Raw genomic sequence first — 684 nt, 5'->3', positions numbered from 1 at the left:
TTTTAATGCAGAAACAATGAGTTAAGATTTTAATCTTATTTTTACTTCTTGGTATGCTTGCAACAAATATTAACATTCTATTTTGAGTTTATATTTTTAAGGACAGAATTATGAAAAAAGGACTGTTATCGGTCGGATTATTATTTTTATCAAACCTTGCTTTTGCAGACTGTAAAGTAGCACTTGAAGAAAGGTTAAAAGACGATTTAAACCTCACATACCAACAATTTGATCAGACATACGATGCTGGGTTTAGGTTATTAGAAAAATTAGGTTGCCATGCTGAAGCCGCAATTCTAATAAAACGTTTTATTTCTCACAATAATTCAAAAGAAAGCTCATTAACTTGGCATTTAGCTCAAATGGAAGGGCTAGCGGGTGATTATCAACAAGCTGTATTTCACGCTAAAAAAGTATTGGATCCCGATGAGAAGCTAAGTAGTTCAAAAATGTATTGGAATGACTTTGTGTTAGGAAACATCGCCTTTTGGAATAAAGACAAAGCAAAACTAAAACAACACATAGCGAATATTGAAAAGGGACAAAGTTTTAAACCTAATCAGATAAACCTGAACTACTTAAATCAGTTACTCAAACATTTTAATTTAAGCTATAAACAAGCACTATCTGTGTAGCCAACTATGTAGACTGAATTACAGAAACATCAACGTATCTGACTTAAAC

General features: G+C 31.9%; 1 protein-coding gene. It reads left to right on the top strand.

Annotated elements, in window-relative coordinates; all coding sequences use genetic code 11:
- Window positions 1–110 precede the first annotated feature (110 nt).
- A complete protein-coding gene (locus L1D51_RS21625) occupies window positions 111–635 on the top strand; it encodes a hypothetical protein (protein WP_239964853.1) in 525 nt (174 codons plus the stop codon).
- Window positions 636–684: the final 49 nt, after the last annotated feature.

The sequence above is a fragment of the Pseudoalteromonas shioyasakiensis genome (assembly GCF_022398475.1).
Taxonomy (GTDB): domain Bacteria; phylum Pseudomonadota; class Gammaproteobacteria; order Enterobacterales; family Alteromonadaceae; genus Pseudoalteromonas.
This window is presented reverse-complemented; position numbering and strand designations above follow the sequence as displayed.